Genomic DNA, 20551 nt, shown 5'->3' on the forward strand with positions numbered 1-20551 from the left:
AAGGTGGTTTTATTCTTCAGTAAAAAAAAACTAACCTGCATGAACCATGTGGAATAAGATTTTTCCAAAACGTTTTGAATTACTAAAAGTTTACATTTTAATATTCATCTCCCTAGCATTTATATTAAGGTTTTGTTTAACGTTTTGGTATTTTCCTCAAATTGATGCTTCTGTACTTGTTTTAATAAAAACCTTTATAATTGGCTTTTGTTTTGATGTGGGTACCGTATCCTTCTTTGCATTGCCATATGCTATTTACCTTTTAATCATTCCTAAAAAACTATACGGTTCTATATTCGATCGTGTAATTACCTATATAGCTTATAGCATTGGTGTGCTTATTTTTCTTTTTTCTTTTTTTGCCGAAATTACCTTTTGGGAGGAGTTTGAACGTCGTTTTAATTTTGTAGCAGTAGATTATTTAATTTATACCTACGAAGTTGTAAAAAACATTAACGAATCGTACCCAATACCTCTACTTCTAGGTTCTATTTTAATTGTATTGTTGATAGTACTGTTTACCACCAAAAAGGCAAGCGTATTCAAAAAAACATTTAATAACGATACGGTATTTAAAGAAAAAATAATACCGTCTTCATTAATAATAGCCATTGCAGCCATATTTGCTTTTTTTATAAAAAATGAAGATGCCGAACAATTCAAAAACCGATACAACAACGAATTAGCAAAAACAGGCATCTATTCCTTTTTTGCCGCCTTTAGAAGCAACGAATTATCTTATACCGAATTTTACAATACCATTGAAGAAGATAAAGCCTTTGCCAATGTTAAACAAAAATTAACTGCCTCCAATAGCCAATTTTTGCAGCCCACAAAAAAACAAATTTACAGAAGCATAACACATGCCGATAGTTTAAACCCTGCAAAAAGACCTAATGTTATTTTTATCTGTATTGAAAGCTTAAGCGCCTCCTATCTCAATTCCTTTGGAAGTGATTTAAATATAACACCTACCCTGGATTCGCTCTCCAATAAAAGTTTGTTTTTCACCAACCTTTATGCTACGGGTACGCGTACGGTACGAGGTATGGAAGCCATAACTTTGTCCATTCCGCCTACACCTGGTAGAAGCATCGTGAAACGCGATAAAAACCAAGGATTGTTTACCATTGGTGAGGTTTTTAATCAACAAGGCTACGAACGTAATTTCTTTTATGGTGGCGATGGCTATTTTGATAATATGAACACCTATTTTGGCGGTAACGGGTTTAATATTATTGACCGAGGAAGAGGCTTTTTGTTAGATTCCGACATCAAAACAAAACGAACCAATATTGATGATGATGAAGTTACTTTTGAAAACGCCTGGGGTGTATGTGATGAAGATATATACAATAAGGTTTTAAAAGAAGCCGATGCAGCGCATCTTACCGAAACTCCTTTCTTTAATTTTGTAATGACGACTTCCAACCACCGCCCTTTTACCTATCCTGAAGGTAAAATTGACATTCCTTCGGGCACCAGTAGAGAAGGCGCCATAAAATACACCGATTATGCCATAGGCAACTTTTTAAAAACAGCCAAAACAAAACCCTGGTACAACAATACCGTGTTTGTTATTATGGCAGACCATTGTGCAAGTAGTGCAGGGCGTTGGAACTTAAACATAGACAAATACCGCATTCCTGCCATGATTTTCAATCTTGAAAACGTGGCACCACAAAAAATACAGAAGTTAAGTTCGCAAATTGACATGTTCCCTACTCTATTTGGACTTTTAAATTGGGACTACACTTCAAATTTATTTGGTCTTGATATCCTGAAAATGAAAAAAGAAGACGAACGCGCTTTTATTGGTAACTACCGTAATTTAGGCCTTTTAAAAGACCAGCAATTAATGGTTTTAAGCGACCAACATATTGTTAACTATTACGAATGGGAAACCGATAATGACGATTTAATACACAAAGACGTTGATCCTAAATTGTTGGAAGAAACCATTTCATTTTATCAAGTGGCAGATTACCTATACCATAATAATGGTTTAAAACTTAAAAACAGTCAGTGAGGCATATACACTTTATCCTAAACCCCATAGCAGGTAAAGGCAGTAATTTTCTAGATTTAGCACTTCTTGAAAAATATTTCAACAAAAAGGATTTCAGCATAGTTATTAAACCAACAAGTTATAAAAAACATGCCATAAAACTTACCCAAGAATCTATAAACGAAAAAGCCCATATCATTGTTGCTTGCAGTGGTGATGGCACAATTAACGAAGTCGCTTCGTGTTTGGTAAACTCTCCTATTATCTTGGGAATAATTCCAATAGGTTCTGGCAATGGTTTGGCTTCTAACTTAAATATTCCAAAAAACATTCATAAAGCACTTGCATTAATTAAAACCCAAACCGTAAAAAAAATTGACGTTGGCACATTAAACAACCTTCATTTTTTTAGTAATACAGGCATTGGTTTTGATGCCCAAGTGATAAAACACTACGAAGCATCCAACGAAAGAACACTTGTTAGTTATATAAAAGCGACTTTAAAATCCTTAAAAAAATCGAATAAACTTATGGATGTTGAAACAACTTTAGATGATGAAAGCATTCAACATAAACCCTTTTTAATTTTTATTTCTAATTCAAATGAATTGGGTTACAAAGTAAGCTTAACTCCAAAAGCTTCCTTACAAGATGGTAAGTTAGACGTACTTATTGTTAAAGAAATAAGTGCTTTTAAAATCTTTTTATTTACTGTTTTGATGCTTTTTAAAAGCCATCATATGCTAAAAGAAGTCAATTGCTATCAAACAAAGCAATTGAAAATTACTTTAAAAGACAAACTGCTATTTCAAATTCAAATGGATGGCGAATTTAAAATGATAAAAAATCAAACCATCAATATTTCAATCCTCGAAAAAGCCTTAAAAGTAATAGCCTAACATGTTAACTGGTAACATATCGCTTTAAAATATATAAGGCTAATTTATAAAAAGCAAATCCGCCAAGGGCACCAAAAGCTAAACCGCAAACAATATCCAACGGGTAATGTACACCTACATAAATCCTGCTGTAAGCCACAACCGCACTCCAAAAAAGTAAAATAAATATTAAATTTTTATAGTAAGGTCGCAGTAATAAGCCAGCAAAAACAGCAGCAGCCATAGAGTTTGATGAATGTCCAGAGAAGAACCCATATTTACCACACCGTACCGCAATAAAACGCATATGGTCAATGATTTCTAAATTACCACAAGGTCTTGGTCGTTGAAAACCACGCTTAAAAACATTCGTCATTTGGTCCGTAAACGTTATCATAACAGCCACAAGCAAGATAAAAACTATTAAGGCTTTGATTCCATACTTTCTATGTAATAGGAACAATAATATCGCATACATAGGAGCAAATGTAACTTCGTGGGTAATAACCAACCACATGTAATCCCATCTTGCCGACCCTAAATTATTTAAAAACAAAAATAGTTGGGTGTCGTATTCTAAAAGTTGTTCTAACATCTATAATTATTTTGGCGTTACCCTGTCGGGTCAGGTTATCCGTTACAAGTCCTCGCTCGTACCTAGCTGTGGGCTTTCCACTACTACCCTTAACGCACTACTCTTCGTATTTTAAAATTTCTTTATCGTAAAACTCGGTAGCCAATTTAACCATATTTTCAGTTTCGGCTAATAATTCCTGTTCATCTTCGTCGTCAAAATCTTCAAACCATTCAATTTCATCATCTTCAAGGTTGATAATAAATCGCGGAAATTCCGTATGAATCACATAAATAGCGTTTGGATAATCGGTGTTATCACCAAGTATAAATTTTGGAAGGCTCATATTTCTTTCTTTAGTTGTTTGTTGTTTAGTTGCTAAGCTGTGTAGTTGTAAATCAACTAAACGACTCCACGACCAACGACTTTACATTTTTGACAAAATTAACTTTTTTGTTAAATAATTGAATCGAATATACAATAAAATAGCAGCAGTTGTTAAACCTGCAAGTAAACCCAACCAAATACCAAAGCTACCATAAGCGTCTTCTTTTCCTAAAAACCAGCTCACAGGAAACCCAATTAACCAATACGAAATAAAAGTGATAATGGTTGGAATTTTTACGTCTTGCAAACCACGTAATGCTCCTAAAAAAATAACTTGTATACTATCACTTATTTGAAAAATAGCAGCAACTATTAACAGTTTTGAGGCGATTTTTACAACTTCGGTGTTATCCATTAAATTTTTGGCATCATCAAAATCAACATACAATTTTGGCAACTGGTTATGCAACAAAAAGAACATGGCCGCAAAACAGGATGCTAAAATAATACCCAACAAAAATATAGAAAAAGCAATTCGGCGTAAATCGAAATAGTTTTGCAAGCCTTTTTGGTTTCCTACACGTATCATGGCCGCAACACTTAAGCCTGTAGCCACCATAAAAGTCATAGAACTTAAGTTTAAGGCAATTTGATTGGCTGCTTGCGGATTTTTACCCAATAACCCACTCAACCATATGGCGGCAGTAAAAATACCAACTTCAAAAAACATTTGCATGGCACTGGGCGCACCCAAATTGAGGATTCTTTTAAGCATTAATTTATCTAGCACAAACAACTTGATATCAACTAGATATGCTTTCGATTTTTCTTTTAGTTTCAATAAAAACCATAAATACCAAACCATGACAATTCTTGATATTAATGTACCATAAGCAGCACCTACAATGCCCATTTCTGGAAAGCCAAACTTACCAAATATGAGTAAATAGTTCAAAACCACATTTATAACATTTGCTAAAATGGTGGCATACATGGGGTAACGTGTTAAGGATAAACCATCGCTAAACTGCTTAATACCCTGAAAAACTATTAAAGGTATTAATGAAATTGCTACCAGATTTAAGTACGGAATTGCCAATTCCACCACCTCAACAGGTTGTTTCATTAAATACATAAGTGGTTTTGCTAAAAGCACTACCAAAAAAAGCGCAATCCCTAAAATGGTACATAAAAACAACCCATGCTTAAATGTTGATTTGCCTTTTTCAAAATCCTTTTCGGCGTCGGCTTCAGCTATTAAAGGCGTTACAGCCGTTGAAAACCCAATACCTAAAGACATGGCTATAAACATAAAACTATTACCTAAGGATACTGCCGCAAGTTCGGCTGTTCCTAATTGCCCAACCATAACATTGTCTATAAAACCAACAAAGGTGTGCCCCAACATACCCATCATAACGGGAGCTGCTAGTTGCCAGTTGTATTTAAATTCTTTGGTATAGTCTTTTAATTGCATCCTGCAAAAATAGGCTTTCGAAATAGTATTGACCAGTTTTTTATAAGAATCATTTAAGAGAATTTTAAATGCCCGTAAATATCAATTTTTCACTTTAAATCTATTTCATAGGGAGAATAAAAGCGACGTCAAGTAATAAAAGCAGTAAAATAAAATAATAATTAGGGAAGTTATATATCTGAAATTTGCTTTTTAGCTAAGTAAAACTCATCTAGAATGTCATCAACAATTTTTTTAACTGGTTTTATATCATGTATGAGACCTGCTATTTGTCCTATTTCAAGTTCACCTTCATCCAAATCACCTTCAAACATACCTTTTTTGGCACGTGCCCTTCCCAGTAATGTTTTAAGTTCTTCTATGGTTGGCGACTTTTTGTAAAGTTCTTGAACATCTTCATAAAACTTATTTTTCACCAACCGTACCGGAGCTAATTCTTTAAGGGTTAATTGGGTATCTCCTTCTTTTGCATTCACTACAACTTGTTTAAAAGCAGCATGAGCCGAACTTTCCTCACTTGCAACAAACCGACTTCCAACCTGTACGCCATCGGCCCCTAAAACCATGGCCGCTAACATGGCGCGACCCGTTGCTATGCCACCTGCAGCAATTAAAGGGATTTGAATATGCTCTTTAACCATAGGAATCAAGGTAAAAGTGGTGGTTTCATCCCTTCCATTATGGCCACCAGCCTCAAAACCTTCGGCAACAACAGCATCTACACCTGCTTCTTGTGCCTTTAAGGCAAACTTAACGCTACTAACTACATGTACAACGGTAATACCACGTTCCTTTAACCACGATGTCCACGTTTTTGGGTTTCCTGCTGATGTAAATACTATGTTCACACCTTCATCTACTATAATATCCATGATTTCCTGGATATTTGGGTACAACAGGGGTACGTTTACCCCAAAAGGTTTATCGGTGGCTTTTTTACATTTTTGAATATGTTCGCGCAGCACTTCTGGATACATAGAACCCGCACCAATCAATCCTAAAATACCAGAATTACTTGCCGCCGATGCCAAACGCCAACCACTAGTCCAAACCATACCTGCTTGAATTATAGGATGCTTAATATTGAATAATTCAGTAATTCTATTATTGGACATTTATTGTTTGATGAGCTTAATTGTTTTAGACTTATTTGAAGATTGGAATTTTACTAAATAAACACCGTTTGACAGTGAAGAAACATCTACACTTGGCGAAACATTTGTTAGTAATGTATTTATAACAAGCTTGCCTAAAATATCGAAAATATATACCTCAACCAAACTATCGGAACTTAAAGTAAAGAAAACTTCGTTTGATGCTGGATTTGGATACATTTTCAGTTCAACGGCTTCATCCATTAAATATAAACCACTATTTAGTGCTATTTCTAAATTTGGATTACCATAACCTAAAAAATAATCGGGCGTATTGTATTGTGAAGCAGATTCTCGAACCAACTGCATGATTTCATTATTAGTGAGACTAGGCAAAGCCTGCCACAAACACGTAATACCTCCAGCCATAATAGGTGAACTAAAAGATGTTCCGTTAGCATTGGCAATGACATTGTTTTGAGTAATTACCGCACTACCTTGCCCCTGTGCAACAACATCTGGTTTTTGTGTGGATTGCGTGCTATTTCCTCTTGAACTAAACGATGCATACTGTCCATTAGATTGTACAGCGCCAATACTAAACACCCCAGAAGCATCGGCGGGTGCTCCTACAATTTGCCAACTATCATTTCCTGAATTTCCAGCAGAATTAACTACCAATATCCCTTTTTCAAAAGCAATTTGAGCACCTTTTGAAATATATGCCGTATTTCCATTCATGTCAGATGGTGCGTAGCTGTAATTTGGATTATCATAAGTTGTATAACCTAACGATGAATTTATAACATCTACCCCTAAACTATCGGCGCGTTCAGCGGCTTCTACCCAATAACTTTCCTCAACGGGATTTTCACTAAGGGCATCTTCGGTTATAAATAAATAATAGGAAGCATCGGGTGCTGTACCAACAAACTGGTTTTCAATATAACCAGCCATGGTACTTAAAACCAAGGTTCCATGATTACTGGTGGTATTGGTATAAACATCTGAATCCCTACCCACAAAATCATAAGTCCCCAAAATATTATTGGAGCTTCTTAAGCGCTGAAAACCTGCCATATTATTTACATTAGTAAAACCTGCATCAATAACCGCTACCGTCATTCCTGTACCGGTATAATTTGCTAAATGAAGTTGCTCACCTTTTATCATTTCAATTTGATTGGCAGCATTACCATAGTTGAAATTAGTTAAAGTATTTGTGATTTTGGATGGTACTTTTTCTTGAGATTTTTTGGAAGTATTCAAACTTCTGTTGGCAAATTCAATGTGGTCTACAAAAGAAAAAGTAGATGTTAAATTTTTGATATCGGTTTCAGTTCCTCTTACGTGAACTGCATTAAACCATTTGGATTTTGCCATTACGGTAATACCGGTAGCATTTTTAAGTTGAGTTATATACGATTCATTAACAGGCACATCGCGTGCATCAATAACCACATGGTGCCTGTTTTTTCTATCAACAGCTTTTTGCGATAAAATAGTTGTAGGGTTTGCTAAAGAAGTCTCCACATTTTGCTTGTCTTTTAAATACACCCATGCATCTTCCTGTGCTAAAAGCATGAATTGGGTGCATAAAACCACCAAAAGTAATAAACACTTCTTCATTCAAAGTATAATTAAGTTATTGCAATTTAAGAAATAACCCCCGAACCCACTAACTCATCTTCTAAATACCACGCTACAAATTGCCCTTCGGTTATGGCCGATTGAAATGCTTCAAACTCAACATACAAACCACCATCTACTTTGTGCAATGTGGCTTGTTGCAATGGTTGTCTGTATCTAATTCGTGCCATTACCTGCATGGTTTCATCAACTTGTAAAGCTAAATCTTCGCGAATCCAATGTAGTTCTTCGTTACTAACAAACAATGCTTTTTTTAACAACCCTGGGTGCTCTTTTCCTTGGCCTGTGTAAATAACGTTTTCTTCAACATCGGTATCTATTACAAACAAAGGTTCTAAAGTACCACCAACGGCCAATCCTTTGCGCTGTCCTTTTGTAAAATAATGGGCTCCTTGGTGTTTGCCAACAACTTTCCCATAATCGACTTTATAATTGATTTTACGAGATAGGTATTCTAATTTTTCTTTTTCTGAATTAAATTCAGGAGTAACTTCACTGAATATAGTTTGTTCTTTTGGAATTTCAACAATAATACCTTCTTTGGGTTTTAATTGCTGTTGAAGAAAATCGGGCAACTTCACTTTACCTATAAAACAAAGTCCTTGAGAATCTTTCTTTTCTGCGGTAACCAAATCCAATTGCATAGCTATTTCACGAACTTGTGGTTTGGTTAATTCCCCTATGGGAAACAATGATTTTGCTAATTGTGCTTGCGATAGTTGACATAAAAAATACGATTGGTCTTTATTATCATCTTTTCCTGCCAACAACTGGTAAATTTCTTTTCCGTCTTTTTGAATGGTTCCCTTTCTGCAATAATGTCCCGTGGCTACATAATCGGCACCAAGTTCTAGGGCAATATTCATAAACACATCAAACTTTATCTCTCTGTTACAAAGCACATCGGGGTTTGGTGTTCTTCCTTTTTCATATTCATGAAACATATAATCTACAATACGCTCTTTGTACTGCTCACTTAAATCGACAGTTTGGAAAGGAATTCCCAATTTTTCAGCTACCAACATGGCATCGTTACTATCGTCTAACCAAGGGCATTCGTTTGAAATCGTTACCGAATCATCATGCCAATTCTTCATAAACAACCCAATAACCTCATAACCTTGCTGCTTTAACAAATAAGCTGCAACGCTAGAATCTACACCGCCTGAAAGTCCAATTATAACTCGTTTCATTTTGCAAATTTATGAATAAAAAAAGGTAACATAAAGATGCTACCATGATTTATATTTATAGCCTTAATAAGTTTTTCTATGGCTTTTTTATGTATTTTGGTATATAACTAAAATCCTTTTCCTCGGTTAATTTTCCATCTTTATAGTATTTCCAAATTCCATCCTTTTTATCTTTTTTATACAAACCTTCAGCTACCAATTCTCCCTTCGGTGAATAATATTTTGAATAGCCATGCAATTCACCATTCACATATATCACTTCACTTAACACAACATTTTTCTCAGAATACACCACTGAAACACCTTCTAATTTTCCATCTTTATACGTTTGCTTTTCAGCTATTTGTCCGTTAGGATAATATACAATACGTTCTCCATGCAAGATTCCGGAATCGTTATAATGTTCTAAGGTCAATAATTTATTATTTGTTTTTTGATAATATTTCCATTCGCCAATGTACTTTTTTCCATCCATTTGTCCTTCGCTAATCACTTTTCCAGTTGAAGCGTAAAACTTCACATAAGCTTTAGAGTCTTTCTCATTAAACTCTTTGGTAGCTGTTAAAACCGCCTTTTTCTTTATGTTTTTATAAAACTTAAAGGTGCCTATTTCTTTTCCGTGAAGAAATTCACCTTCGTATCTGGGTATGTTGGTGCCCTCAAAATTCTTTTTCCAGATACCATGGTTTTTTCCGTTAGCATCCAATTGATTGATTTCTTGAGCAGAAACCATGGTACTAAGTCCTATAAAAAATAACAATCTAAAAAAATTCATATTCAATATTTTAAAATTAGATTTCTGCTTTTGCAGAAATAACAGATTATAAAACGATACATTCAGTATCAAATTGTATCTAACAAAAAAGCTGCCAAATTGATTTTATTGACAGCTTTTGTTTATTGAGATGCTGAAACAAGTTCAGCATGACAAGTCATTTATTTTTTGCGTTTTTGTTGCATTTGTTTTTGCTGTTCAGCCTGCTCCATCATTTCCTTCATTTTCTTCTGGAAACGACTTTCTTTTTTAGGTTTCTTTTTATTTTCTTGAATTTGAGCATGTATTTTATCTTCATCAAGAATGTAATTTTTAATTACTAAAATGATACCAATACTAATAACATTTGAAATGAAATAGTACAAACTCAATCCTGATGCGTAATTGTTGAAGAAAAACAACATCATAATTGGTGAAAAGTACATCATATACTTCATCATTTTAGCCATATCCGGCATGCCTTCTTGCGTTGGTTGAGACGCCATTTGGTCGCCCGTAGTCAAACGCATGTAGAAGAAAATAGCAATAGATGCCAAAATTGGGAACAAACTTACGTGGTCTCCATAAAACGGGATTTTAAAAGGCAATTCCGCAATGGTATCGTACGATGATAAATCCTCTACCCAAAGGAAACTTTTTTGACGCAAATCAAACGCCGATGGGAAAAATTGGAACAATGCATAAAATACAGGTAACTGTACCAATGCCGGTATACAACCTGCCATGGGGCTAGCACCTGCTTTGGTTTGAAGCGACAAGGTTTCTTGTTGCGCTTTCATTTTATTGTCTTTATACTTTTCGCGAATGGCTTCCAATTCCGGTCTTAGAATTTTCATTTTCGCTTGCGATAAAAACTGCTTGTATTGAACGAACGACAATACTAATTTAATTAATATCGTCATGACAATAATAGCGATTCCGTAAGGTAAAAAGTCTCCTAAAAAGGCGAATAAAGGAATGAATAGATATTTGTTTATCCATCCAAAAATACCCCAACCTAAAGGCACTATTTCATCTAAATTTCTATCGTATTTATTTAGAATTTTGAAATCACTAGGGCCATAATACCAATCCATAGATTTGTTAATCTCTCCACCAGCAAGTTCTAAAGGCAATTTAGTCGAAAAAGCTTTGGTATAAACCGTATCAATATCTTCATTTTGAACAAGATTTCTAGATTCAAAAGCACCAGTTTTAAATGGCGTATCTGCCAATAAAATAGATGAAAAGAAGTGCTGTTTAAAAGCAACATAGGTTACATCTTCAGCAGTATCATCAGATAAATCGCCCTGACCTAAATAATCATCTTTTCCATCTTCATATTCAAAAACAACTTCAGTATATCTGTTTTCATAAGAAATACTTTTGGCATGACGGTAGGTTTTTAAATTCCAATCTAAATTAATAGGTTGTGAGCTATTGAAAACATCACTCAAGCCTTGTGAACGAATGGTGAAATCCATCATATAATCACCTTCTTTCAACTCATAACGGTATTCTAAAAATTTACTTTCAGATACTTTCAGCTTCATGGAAACCACGGTAGTATTGCCATTTTTGGTTACCGTAGGCTGAAAATATAAATCTTTGGTATTTAAAATTCGGCTATCGGTAGTTCCGAAATTAATATTGAAAGATGCGTTGTTATCTTTAATGATATAGATGGGTTTATCATTAAAATCGGTATGTTTTTTAAGTTTTACTTCAGAAAGATATCCACCTTTATTGTTGAATTTTAAAGCCAACAAATCGCTTTCTACAACAGTTTCTTCTTTTGAAGCCGTTGCCGCCGAATATGCAAACGCCCCTAATTTGTTTTTTAAGTTTACTAATTGAAGCGAATCGGTTGTACCAACTTGCATGTCTTCAACAGTGGCAACTTGGGTTTGTGGCGCTTTGGCTTTGTTTTCCTTTTCAACCTGTTCTTGTTTTGCTTTTTCTTGAGCTTCAAGTTCTTCTGGCGTTGGTTGATTTTGCCAAAGCATGTACATTAATATTCCGAAAATAAGTAAAAACCCTATAATCGAATTAACATCTAATTTTTTTTCTTCCATGTATTCTCTATGTATCTAGTAAAAAGATTGGCGTTATAACTAAAACGCACTACCTTATATCAATAAGCTATCCAATATTAATTTTGTGCCATTCTGACACTTGATTTCTTCTTTTTATAATTTAAAGCTGCCTTAACAAACGCCACAAACAATGGGTGCGGGTTGGCAACCGTACTCTTATACTCTGGGTGGTATTGCACACCAACAAACCATGGATGACTTGGTATTTCAACAATTTCAACCAATCCGGTATCTGGATTTAAACCTGTAGCCACCAAACCAGCAGCTTCCATTTGCTGTTTGTATTTGCCATTAAATTCATAACGGTGTCTGTGACGCTCTTTAATACTTTCAGCTTTATAAATATCACGAACGGCACTACCAATTTTCAAATCGCAATCCCAAGATCCTAAACGCATGGTACCACCTTTATCGGTAATGGTTTTTTGGTCTTCCATTAAGCCAATAACAGGGTTTTTGGTTTCTGGGCTCATTTCGGTGGAATCGGCATCTTTTAACCCCAATACGTTTCTTGCAAACTCAATAACCGCCATTTGCATACCCAAACAGATACCAAAAAACGGCACATTGTTTTCGCGTACATATCTAACGGCATCAATTTTACCTTCAATACCACGCTCACCAAAACCTGGTGCTACCAAAACACCATCTAAATGCGCTAATTTAAGTTGGATATTATCTTCATTTAAATACTCAGAATGTACAGACTCAATATTAACTTTCACCTCGTTTTCTGCACCTGCGTGAATAAAAGCTTCCAATATAGATTTATAAGAATCTTGCAACTCCACATACTTTCCTATTAAACCAATAGTAATTTCGGTTTTTGGGTTTTTATGACGGGTTAAAAATTGATTCCATTTGGTGATATCGGGTGTAGAACTTTGCAATCCTAATTTTTTCAAGACTACTTTATCCAAACCTTCTTCCAACATTAAGTTTGGTACATCGTAAATGGTTGAAGCATCGATAGATTGAATAACCGCTTCTTCCCTAACGTTACAGAACAAAGCTAGTTTTCTGCGTAAATCGTACGGTAAATCGTGTTCGGTTCTACAAACCAAAATATCGGCTTGCACTCCACTTTCCATCAAGGTTTTTACACTGTGTTGGGTTGGTTTTGTTTTCAATTCGCCCGCAGCAGCCAAATAAGGCACTAAAGTTAAATGGATAACAATACCGTTATCTTCTCCCAAATCCCAACGTAATTGACGTACTGCCTCAACATAGGGTAAAGACTCAATGTCACCAACCGTTCCACCTATTTCGGTAATGATAATATCGTAATCGCCCGATTTTCCTAAAAGCTGGATACGTTCTTTAATTTCATCGGTAATATGAGGAACTACCTGAACCGTTTTGCCTAAAAACTCACCTCTACGCTCCTTCTGTATCACGCTTTGGTAAATGCGCCCCGTGGTTACGTTGTTTGCTTGACTGGTTGGTACGTTTAAAAAACGCTCGTAGTGACCTAAATCCAAATCGGTTTCTGCACCATCTTCGGTAACATAGCATTCGCCATGTTCGTATGGATTTAATGTACCTGGATCTACGTTTATATACGGATCTAATTTTTGAATAGTTACTCGATATCCTTGGGCCTGAAGTAATTTAGCAAGCGATGCTGCAATAATGCCCTTTCCTAATGATGATGTAACCCCACCGGTTACAAAAATGTATTTTGCTGTAGTTGTCATGTTGCGCTTATAAACGCAGGCAAATTTACAAAATTAAAATAGTTATTCTCGAATAAGTTTTTAGTTATTTCGTGGGAGTTTTTAACAACTGAATTGGTAGGAAAAATAATTTTTATTTGGGTGAAAAAATTGACTTTTCGAAAAAAATTGTCGTACTTAGTTTAACTATCGATATAGATAATTGAAACTATTCATATCTTAAAAGTTACCCAACATTGACAAAACCATGAGAAAATTTCTAATAATTATTACTTTGCTATTAAGCAATGTATCAATTGGACAAGCTATTCCTACGGAAATAAAGAAAGTAATAGGGTTCATTTATGCAAAAAATGACAAAGGTAAAATAGAACCTAATGGAACTGGATTTTTTGTAGGTGTTTCTGATTCAATTGCTAAGAAAACGGCGGTTTATTTTGTAACTGCAAAACATGTTTTGAAAAATCAGAACTCCTTCTTAGATACAATTTATGTAAGATTAAATCGGCGTGATTCATTTTCAGAAACAAGAAGTCTTCCTTTATCAACATCCGGTATTACTAAAAATGTATTTACTCATAATGATGAAACTGTTGATATAGCTGTAATTCCAGTTCTACCAGACCCTACAATATTTGATTATTTAACTCTACCAACGGAAATGCTTTCTAACAAAAAAAGTTTCAAAGAATTAAATATTAGAGAAGGCTCCGATGTCTTTTTTACAGGAATGTTTACCCCATTTCTTGGAGACAAAAAAATTTTCCCAATTGTAAGATTTGGTCGAGTAGCGCTAATCACAGATGAAAAAATACCTTGGGGCAACGATATGACTGATTTATACTTAATCGAATCTTCAAGTTATGGCGGGAACAGTGGTTCACCTGTATTCTTTTATCTTGGAACTGACAGAGGTGATGGCGGAATTGTTATTGGACAGCCTCAATTAAAGTTAGCAGGAATAATGAAAGGTTATTTCGGAGAGAATTCACCGATAAAAATAGTTGAAACGCAAAAAATCCCTGTTTCTGATAGAAACTTAGGAATTGCTGCTGTTGTTCCGTCTTACTTCTTAGAAGAAATATTGTTTAGTGCTGAATTAATAAAAATAAGAGGGTTTTAAAAAAACGTTGGGTAATACCGTGTAAAAAACATTGCTTATTTTAGTTCAACCGTTTGGTCGTTGCTTTGTTTGCTAGCCTCCGATTTTACTTCGGAAAATCCTCGCATGCAAACACGCAACTTTCCTTTTACATAACCGTTAAACGAACCATTTAAAAAATACTCCTATTTAGGATACTGCTTCTTAATATTCCGTATCAACTCTTCCAACCCGTTTAGTTTTAGCTCGTACACTTGTTTCAGCATATCGCCCAATTTTCCTTTTGGGAAGCCTTTTTGGTGGTACCAAACCACGTAGTATTCGGGTAAATCTATTAAATAGCGGTCTTTGTACTTACCAAAGGGCATTTTGGTATGTGCTAAATCTATTAAGAATTGTTTGTCGAACACCTAGGTTATTTTACCTCAACTATTTCTAAATCTTGATACTTTACTATATAAGTGGCATCGTTATAATAACCGCCCATAAGTTTCTTTTTGTAGGCAAATTTATTTTCTACATACTCGGTAAGTGGCGCGCTGTTTACAGACATATATAAATCTTTAGCTGCAGTTAAACGCAATACCACATCCATAGTTAAGTCAAACCCTTTTACGGCACGTTTGCTTGGTGTGGTGTTATAAGTTTGGGTGTAACGTTTTACAAACGAATTACCTCCGTTGTCACTGTATGATTTTGATGTGGTTGCAAAATGCAACTGAAGTTTTGATAAATGGTCGTTTGATACTTGGTCGCCCTCAAAAGCTGCATTAAAATTGCTTGTTACCAAAATAATTTCGGTACTTCCACTATTTAAAGACGCCAAAATACTAACTACGTTTGAAACAAAACCTTCGCTTTGTGTTTCTAAAAACACATAATTTCTACCTGGTTTTAAAGTGCTTCTTATATCTTCCACATAAATAAAATTCAAATCGTTGCCCGTTTTTCCTTTTCTGGAATAAACCGATTTTGCATTACCAAATGCTGTTTTAATACTATTTGCCACCGCTTCATTTTTGGTGTCTGAAACTACAACAATGTTTTTTTCTAACGAATCGGCTTTTACAAAATTCACCATTCTGTCTTTCAATAAGTCGTCTGAAGGACGCGATTGAAACACATTATCATACAATGTTAAATTTGTGCCTATGGGAGATACTACTGGAACATGGTATGCACGTAATTCAGAAGCTACCTTCTCAAACGTTTCTGACGTTAATGGTCCAATAACAGCATCAACATCTTTAAAGTTATTATCTTTCAATATTCTTAATACATCACTTACTTGATAGTTTGTATCATATACATCTACTTTAAGTGAAATACCTAAAGTTTTTAGGGAATCTAAAGCAGTTAAAACACCCGTGTAAAAATCGAGTGAAGCATCTAAATAAGGGTCTTTTTTTATGCTGCTTTTTATATGGGAAATGGAATCGAAATGAACACGGTTGGTTCTAAAAGGCAACATCACTGCTATGTGCTTCGTATCAAAATTGGTTATTTTACTTTCCAAACTTGTTTTTTTTGCAACTGGTTCACCCGCTACATTCAAATTATTTGTGTAAGGAATTTTTAAAACCATGCCTTCCTTTAAACCAGTTTCTTTCAATTCTGGGTTTAAAGCTTCCAATTCATCTTGTTCTAAGCCTAATTTTATTTTTAAACGGTAAAAACCTTCTTTTGGCAACACGTTGTAGTAGCTATATTTTTCATCTACCTCTTTTACCTCTTCACCACCTTTATTGGGCACGTATATTTGTTGTCCATCCTGTAATGTTTCGCCCATACCTGGGTTCAAATCTTCAAGTTCTTGAACCGTAATTCCAAATTTGTAAGCAATACGCCATTTACCCTCTTTCGGCTTCACTATGTAGGCTTTAGTAGCTGCTTTAGGTTCTTCCTTGGTAATTTTAAAAACAGGTATTTGAAGTTTATCGCCCTTATTTAGTGTATTGGCATATAAAAAAGTGTTGTACTTTTTTATATCGTCTTCGGTTACATCGTACTGTTTTGCAATACTATATAAGGTTTCTTTTCTGTTGGTTCTATGTTCTTTATATCCTACCAATTCTTGTGTAGTAACAACTTCTGTTTTTTTCGCTTTGGAAATAGGAATTATTAATATGGTATTAGCTTTCAATTCTTTTTTAGCATCCGGATTTAAGGCATAAATATCAGAAATGGTTACACCGTAATGCGAAGCAATACCATGAATGGTTTCACCTTTTTTTACTTGATGGGTGCTGAAGTTTTGAGCCGTTAAGGCATTCACATTAAAGATGAATGCTAAACATAAAACGGAAAAGAATTTAATCATGTAAATCTATTTTTTAATTGCGTTAAGAACCAAACGTAATTTTCTATATGCATATAACATGCCAAAAAACATTTCGTTCCGACTTAATCATATACGTTCGATTTATTGAAATAAGACAACTTAACGCAATAAATATAACTTATAAATTTTGTTTATCCAACAACTTATTTAATATCAAAAGATTACAGCTTTCACAGGAATTTATTCCCACTCAATGGTTGCTGGTGGTTTTGAACTGATGTCGTAAACTACTCTATTAACGCCTTTAACTTTATTTATGATGTCGTTTGAAGTTTTTTGAAGGAACTCATATGGTAAATTTACCCAATCGGCTGTCATACCATCGGTACTTTCAACGGCTCTAAGTGCTACACATTTTTCGTAGGTACGTTCATCGCCCATAACACCAACACTATTTACCGGTAAAAGCATCGCGCCTGCTTGCCATACTTTATCGTACAGTCCCCATTCTTTCAAGCCATTAATAAAAATAGCATCAACCTCTTGTAGAATACGTACTTTTTCGGCCGTAATATCGCCCAAAATACGAATGCCCAAACCTGGACCTGGAAATGGATGGCGCCCTAAAAGCTCTGGATCGATTCCTAAAGTAGCACCAACTCGTCTTACTTCATCTTTAAAAATAGCGCGTAATGGTTCTACAATTTTAAGTTTCATAAAATCGGGTAAACCACCTACATTATGGTGACTTTTAATGGTTGCCGAAGGACCGCCAGTAGCCGAAACACTTTCTATAACGTCCGGATAAATGGTACCTTGTGCCAACCATTTTACGTCGGTAAGTTGGTGAGCTTCATCATCAAAAACCTCAATAAACGCATTACCAATGGCTTTACGTTTTAATTCTGGGTCTTCAATACCAGCCAAAGCATCAAGGAAACGTTGTGAAGCATCTACGCCTTTTACGTTAAGTCCCATACCTTTGTATTGGTTTAATACATTTTCGAATTCGTTTTTACGAAGCAATCCGTTATTAACGAAAATACAATATAAGTTTTTGCCAATGGCTTTATTCAATAAAACGGCTGCAACGGTAGAATCTACCCCACCCGAAAGTCCTAAAACCACTTTATCATTACCTACTTTTTCTTGTATGGCGGCCACGGTTTCTTCAACAAAAGAATCGGGTGTCCAATCTTGGTTAACGTTTGCAATGTTCACTAAAAAGTTTTCCAATAGTCTTTTCCCATCGGTTGAATGGTACACTTCTGGATGAAATTGAATGGCGTAGGTTTCTTCTCCTTCAATTCTATACGCTGCATTTTCAACATCGTGTGTACTTGCTATTAAAACGCCATGTGTTGGTAAAGATTTAATAGTGTCGCTATGGCTCATCCAAACTTGACTTCCAACGTTTATATCTTTGAAGAAAGCTTCGTTTTCTTTAATGAAAGCCAACTTGGCACGACCGTACTCCCTTGTATTTGATGGCGCTACTTCACCACCTGAAAAATGTGCCAAATACTGCGCACCATAACAAACCGCTAATAAAGGTTTTTCGCCTCTAATGTTTGTTAAATCGGGATGTAAAGCGTTTTCTCCTCTTACAGAATTTGGACTTCCTGAAAGTATAACGGCTTTATACTCTTGAAAATTGGTTGGAATTTTGTTAAATGGATGTATTTCGGAGTAAATGTTGAGTTCTCGAACTCTACGGGCAATAAGTTGTGTGTATTGCGATCCGAAGTCTAAAATTAGTACCTTATCATGTTGCATGCGCAAAAATAGTAATTGATTTTAGAATGACGAATTACGAATTACAATTTTTTTATTTTTTTATAACAACTTTTAAAACCACACTATTACCCCTATTTAACAAGCAATACAAAGCAAAAACTAGTATTTGGGCGTTACCCTAGGGTCGGGCTTTCCGCTATATCTTTTTTTCGTGCCTCAAAAAAGGATGCCGCTGCAATCCCTAACGCAGCCCAGACAACCATGGCCATTACACAAGATTGATTAAAAGCTATAAGCAATTAAACCCCAAGCAATCCAAACGCTACAAGTCTATTTCATCGAATCCAAAATCATTTCAATATCATTTTCTGTAGTATCAGGATTTATAAAACAAAAACGCGATACGGTTTCATAAGTATCACCTTGTTTCCATTTGGTTGGTGTTACTAAAGCAAAGCCTTTTCTGTGGTTTTCATATGTCCAATGCGTATAATCTTCAGGTTTCCAACCTATTCTCCTATATAAAACACAAGATAAACTTGGTTCTCTCACCAACTCTACATGTGGCATACGGTTAATTAACTTACCAGCAATTTGCGCCAATTCCAAACCTCGCTCAATAGCTTCCTTATACCTATCTGTACCATGCATTGCCAACGAAAACCATAAAGGCAAACCGCGAACCCTACGTGTTAATTGTATCTGATAATCGGTTGGATTAAAACCTTGAGAACCTTCGTCCTTAAAAATATCTAAATAAGATCCCTCTTGCGCATGTGCTTTTTTAGCCAGTTCAGGCTTTTTATAAACTACCGCACCACAATCATAAGGTGAAAACAACCATTTATGAGGATCAATGGTAATGCTATCTGCTTTTTCAATGCCCTTAAACAAATGCCTCACCGAATCTGCCGCCAAAGCGCCACCTCCATAAGCAGCATCCACATGAAACCATAAGTGTTCCTTTTCGCAAACAGACGCAATACCAAGTAAATCGTCAATAATACCGGCATTGGTTGTACCACCTGTTGCAACTATGGCAAATAGTCTTTTTCGCTGTTGTACGGTTAAATTATTAATGGTTTTTTGTAGTTCGTTGCCATGTAGTTTATCTTCTGTATCAACCAATAATACATCGACATCAATAACTTTTGCCATGGCTTTTATAGACGAGTGCGCGCCTACAGATGTAATTATCAATCCTTTCTCTTCGTTAAAACATTCATTTTCCCGCCAATGTTCACGCGCTGTAACCATAGCCGATAAATTTGCCGCGGTGCCACCACTTGTAAAAACACCAAAAGCATCTTTGGGCAAACCAGTTAAAGATACAATCCACCGCATAGCTTCATTTTCACAAAAAATACCCCCAGCCCCTTCCATCCAATAAGCACCATGTATACTGGAAACCGAGGTCACTAAATCAAACATAATTGAAGCTCTAGTAGGCGATGCAGGCACAAATGCCAAATGTCTTGGATGGTCTATATGAACATTTGCCTTCATTAAATGCTTTTTCCAAAGGTTAAAAGCGACTTCTCCACCGATGCCTTTTTCGGTAATGGTTTCTCCTACCAAAGCTTTTAATTCTTCTTCTTTTTTTGGCGTTCCTATATCATGTGTTGTTGAAGTAAGCCTTTCGACAGCATATTTCATGACATCCATGGTCATTTCAAAAAGTTCAATATCAGATTTATGCATTTT

The 20551-nt window shown here is 35.3% G+C and carries 16 protein-coding genes; 3 read left to right on the plus strand and 13 right to left on the minus strand.

Features of this window, described 5'->3' with window-relative positions; genetic code table 11:
• The first annotated feature begins 46 nt into the window (after positions 1 to 46).
• On the plus strand, positions 47 to 2029 hold the full coding sequence (locus tag J8H85_RS07210) for an LTA synthase family protein (RefSeq protein WP_209654004.1): 1983 nt from the start codon (positions 47 to 49) through the stop codon (positions 2027 to 2029).
• On the plus strand, positions 2026 to 2907 hold the full coding sequence (locus tag J8H85_RS07215; protein ID WP_209654006.1) for a diacylglycerol/lipid kinase family protein: 882 nt from the start codon (positions 2026 to 2028) through the stop codon (positions 2905 to 2907). The genes J8H85_RS07210 and J8H85_RS07215 overlap by 4 nt, the downstream gene beginning before the upstream one ends.
• A 4-nt stretch (positions 2908 to 2911) precedes the next feature.
• Here the strand turns inward: J8H85_RS07215 and J8H85_RS07220 are convergent, their stop codons facing one another.
• The 9 genes from J8H85_RS07220 to J8H85_RS07260 all read right to left on the minus strand — a co-directional run bounded on the left by J8H85_RS07220 (position 2912) and on the right by J8H85_RS07260 (position 13748).
• Positions 2912 to 3481: a phosphatase PAP2 family protein gene (locus tag J8H85_RS07220; RefSeq protein ID WP_209654008.1), complete on the minus strand. Its 570-nt coding sequence runs from the start codon at positions 3479 to 3481 to the stop codon at positions 2912 to 2914.
• Positions 3482 to 3578: 97 nt separating this feature from the next.
• The gene (locus tag J8H85_RS07225) at positions 3579 to 3806 is read right to left on the minus strand and encodes a hypothetical protein (RefSeq protein ID WP_209654010.1); all 228 of its coding nucleotides are present in this window, start codon (positions 3804 to 3806) and stop codon (positions 3579 to 3581) included.
• Between the two features lie 81 nt (positions 3807 to 3887).
• Positions 3888 to 5264, minus strand: a complete 1377-nt coding sequence (locus J8H85_RS07230; protein ID WP_209654012.1) for an MATE family efflux transporter — start codon at positions 5262 to 5264, stop codon at positions 3888 to 3890.
• Between the two features lie 170 nt (positions 5265 to 5434).
• A complete protein-coding gene (locus J8H85_RS07235; protein ID WP_209654014.1) occupies positions 5435 to 6379 on the minus strand; it encodes an NAD(P)H-dependent flavin oxidoreductase in 945 nt (314 codons plus the stop codon).
• On the minus strand, positions 6380 to 7987 hold the full coding sequence (locus tag J8H85_RS07240) for a S8 family serine peptidase (protein ID WP_209654016.1): 1608 nt from the start codon (positions 7985 to 7987) through the stop codon (positions 6380 to 6382).
• A 26-nt stretch (positions 7988 to 8013) separates the two neighbouring features.
• The gene (gene mnmA, locus J8H85_RS07245; RefSeq protein WP_209654018.1) at positions 8014 to 9201 is read right to left on the minus strand and encodes a tRNA 2-thiouridine(34) synthase MnmA; all 1188 of its coding nucleotides are present in this window, start codon (positions 9199 to 9201) and stop codon (positions 8014 to 8016) included.
• A gap of 76 nt (positions 9202 to 9277) precedes the next feature.
• Positions 9278 to 9976, minus strand: a complete 699-nt coding sequence (locus J8H85_RS07250; RefSeq protein WP_245243752.1) for a toxin-antitoxin system YwqK family antitoxin — start codon at positions 9974 to 9976, stop codon at positions 9278 to 9280.
• Positions 9977 to 10137: 161 nt separating this feature from the next.
• Positions 10138 to 12030: a membrane protein insertase YidC gene (yidC, locus tag J8H85_RS07255; protein ID WP_209654020.1), complete on the minus strand. Its 1893-nt coding sequence runs from the start codon at positions 12028 to 12030 to the stop codon at positions 10138 to 10140.
• A gap of 77 nt (positions 12031 to 12107) precedes the next feature.
• Positions 12108 to 13748, minus strand: a complete 1641-nt coding sequence (locus J8H85_RS07260; protein WP_209654022.1) for a CTP synthase — start codon at positions 13746 to 13748, stop codon at positions 12108 to 12110.
• Positions 13749 to 13974: 226 nt separating this feature from the next.
• Here J8H85_RS07260 and J8H85_RS07265 point away from each other — a divergent pair, with 226 nt between their 5' ends.
• Complete coding sequence (locus tag J8H85_RS07265) at positions 13975 to 14850, plus strand: trypsin-like peptidase domain-containing protein (protein ID WP_209654024.1); 876 nt, start codon at positions 13975 to 13977, stop codon at positions 14848 to 14850.
• A 164-nt stretch (positions 14851 to 15014) separates the two neighbouring features.
• Here J8H85_RS07265 and J8H85_RS07270 read toward each other — a convergent pair whose 3' ends face one another.
• From J8H85_RS07270 to J8H85_RS07285, 4 genes are all read right to left on the minus strand, one after another.
• Entirely contained in the window at positions 15015 to 15239 is a 225-nt protein-coding gene (locus J8H85_RS07270) for a DUF3820 family protein (RefSeq protein ID WP_209654025.1), read from the minus strand.
• Positions 15240 to 15244: 5 nt separating this feature from the next.
• The gene (locus J8H85_RS07275; RefSeq protein WP_209654031.1) at positions 15245 to 17149 is read right to left on the minus strand and encodes a LysM peptidoglycan-binding domain-containing protein; all 1905 of its coding nucleotides are present in this window, start codon (positions 17147 to 17149) and stop codon (positions 15245 to 15247) included.
• A gap of 201 nt (positions 17150 to 17350) precedes the next feature.
• Complete coding sequence (gene guaA, locus J8H85_RS07280) at positions 17351 to 18886, minus strand: glutamine-hydrolyzing GMP synthase (protein WP_209654038.1); 1536 nt, start codon at positions 18884 to 18886, stop codon at positions 17351 to 17353.
• 291 nt (positions 18887 to 19177) lie between these two features.
• The gene (locus J8H85_RS07285; RefSeq protein ID WP_209654040.1) at positions 19178 to 20548 is read right to left on the minus strand and encodes a pyridoxal phosphate-dependent decarboxylase family protein; all 1371 of its coding nucleotides are present in this window, start codon (positions 20546 to 20548) and stop codon (positions 19178 to 19180) included.
• Positions 20549 to 20551 lie beyond the last annotated feature (3 nt).

It is taken from the genome of Mariniflexile gromovii (genome assembly GCF_017814435.1).
Taxonomy (GTDB): Bacteria; Bacteroidota; Bacteroidia; order Flavobacteriales; family Flavobacteriaceae; genus Mariniflexile; species Mariniflexile gromovii.

Coding starts and splice junctions, on each gene's coding strand:
- J8H85_RS07210 (WP_209654004.1), top strand. CDS start 47: ATGTGGAATAAGATTTTTCCAAAACGTTTTGAATTACTAAAAGTTTAC.
- J8H85_RS07220 (WP_209654008.1), bottom strand. CDS start 3,481: ATGTTAGAACAACTTTTAGAATACGACACCCAACTATTTTTGTTTTTA.
- J8H85_RS07225 (WP_209654010.1), bottom strand. CDS start 3,806: ATGAGCCTTCCAAAATTTATACTTGGTGATAACACCGATTATCCAAAC.
- J8H85_RS07230 (WP_209654012.1), bottom strand. CDS start 5,264: ATGCAATTAAAAGACTATACCAAAGAATTTAAATACAACTGGCAACTA.
- J8H85_RS07235 (WP_209654014.1), bottom strand. CDS start 6,379: ATGTCCAATAATAGAATTACTGAATTATTCAATATTAAGCATCCTATA.
- J8H85_RS07240 (WP_209654016.1), bottom strand. CDS start 7,987: ATGAAGAAGTGTTTATTACTTTTGGTGGTTTTATGCACCCAATTCATG.
- mnmA (WP_209654018.1), bottom strand. CDS start 9,201: ATGAAACGAGTTATAATTGGACTTTCAGGCGGTGTAGATTCTAGCGTT.
- J8H85_RS07250 (WP_245243752.1), bottom strand. CDS start 9,976: ATGAATTTTTTTAGATTGTTATTTTTTATAGGACTTAGTACCATGGTT.
- yidC (WP_209654020.1), bottom strand. CDS start 12,030: ATGGAAGAAAAAAAATTAGATGTTAATTCGATTATAGGGTTTTTACTT.
- J8H85_RS07260 (WP_209654022.1), bottom strand. CDS start 13,748: ATGACAACTACAGCAAAATACATTTTTGTAACCGGTGGGGTTACATCA.
- J8H85_RS07265 (WP_209654024.1), top strand. CDS start 13,975: ATGAGAAAATTTCTAATAATTATTACTTTGCTATTAAGCAATGTATCA.
- J8H85_RS07275 (WP_209654031.1), bottom strand. CDS start 17,149: ATGATTAAATTCTTTTCCGTTTTATGTTTAGCATTCATCTTTAATGTG.
- guaA (WP_209654038.1), bottom strand. CDS start 18,886: ATGCAACATGATAAGGTACTAATTTTAGACTTCGGATCGCAATACACA.
- J8H85_RS07285 (WP_209654040.1), bottom strand. CDS start 20,548: ATGCATAAATCTGATATTGAACTTTTTGAAATGACCATGGATGTCATG.